This window comes from Streptomyces mayteni (assembly GCF_054783955.1).
The window spans coordinates 1-990 of sequence record NZ_BAAGPR010000272.1 but is presented as its reverse complement, the minus strand read 5'-3'; the positions used below and the strand labels follow the sequence as shown (position 1 = coordinate 990).

The window sequence follows — 990 nt, the reverse complement described above, 5'->3', positions numbered from 1 at the left end:
CGCCCGGCGCTCGCCCGCGTCGGCCAGCGCGGCCAGGGCCGCCGTGCGCTCCGCTTCCGCCGGGTGGGTGCCGGCGACCGGCCCGCCGTCGGCCGCGTCGTCCACCAGGATCTCCACGCCGTCCGGCAGGTCGAGCACCTCGGGGTCCGCCGCGAGCAGCAGCGGGACGCCGAGCGAGCGGGCGACGATCGCGGCGTGCGAGTTGGGGCCGCCCCTGAGGGTGATGGCGGCGCCGACCGCGCGGCCCGGCTCGAGGAGCGGCCGCGCCGATCTCGCCGGCCGCCAGCACCAGCGGTCGGCCGGTGGCGGGCTCGGCCGCCGGCTCGCGTTCACCGGCCAGCCAGGCCAGCGCACGCCGCCCGACGACCAGGATGTCGGCGGCGCCTTCGGCGAGCGTCGGGTCGTCGAGGGCGGCCATCGCGTCCGCGTAGGCCGCGACCGTCTCGTCGAGCGCCCTGGCCGGCGGCGCCCCGGCGGCGGCGCGGGCGTCGGCGCCGGCCCGCAGCTCGGGGTCGCCGGCGATCTGGCCGCCGACCTCCATGATGTCGGCCTGCTCGTCGCGCCCCTCGCCGCGCAGCGACTCGGCGAGCGCGAACAGCCGCTCGGCGACGGCGTCCAGCGCCTCGGCGATCAGGGCCGCGGGGGCGCCCTCCGGCGTCGCGTCCAGGTCGAGCGGCCGGTCGGTGCGGAGGAACGTGCCGAGGCCGACGCCGGGCGCGGCGACCCGCCCGGCGAAGCTCCGACGGGTGGTGGTGGCGGTGGTGGTCATCGGGCGACCTCCGATCCGGTTGCCGCGTCCGCCAGGGCGCGGAAGAGCAGGGCGGTCGAGGCGGCGCCCGGGTCCTGGTGGCCCACGCTGCGCGGGCCCAGATAGGCGGCGCGGCCGCGCCTGGCCTGGAGTGGGGTGGTGGCGAGCGCGCCGCGCTCGGCGGCGTCGGCGGCCGCCGCCTGGGCGGCGGCCAGCGCGTGGCCCGCGCCCCCCCCGCGGAG

2 protein-coding genes and 1 pseudogene are annotated in these 990 nt (G+C 81.2%); all 3 read right to left on the bottom strand.

Features of this window, described 5'->3' with window-relative positions; all coding sequences use genetic code 11:
• Nucleotides 1-333: PEP-utilizing enzyme (locus tag ACYVPE_RS39860; protein ID WP_461038735.1), on the bottom strand; the 333-nt coding region annotated here is incomplete at its 3' end.
• A 112-nt stretch (nt 334-445) separates the two neighbouring features.
• Nucleotides 446-769 (bottom strand): annotated as a pseudogene (locus tag ACYVPE_RS39855) (phosphoenolpyruvate-utilizing N-terminal domain-containing protein); the annotation flags it as partial.
• Nucleotides 766-990: DAK2 domain-containing protein (locus ACYVPE_RS39850; protein WP_461038734.1), on the bottom strand; the 225-nt coding region annotated here is incomplete at its 5' end. The gene ACYVPE_RS39850 and the pseudogene ACYVPE_RS39855, both read right to left, overlap by 4 nt.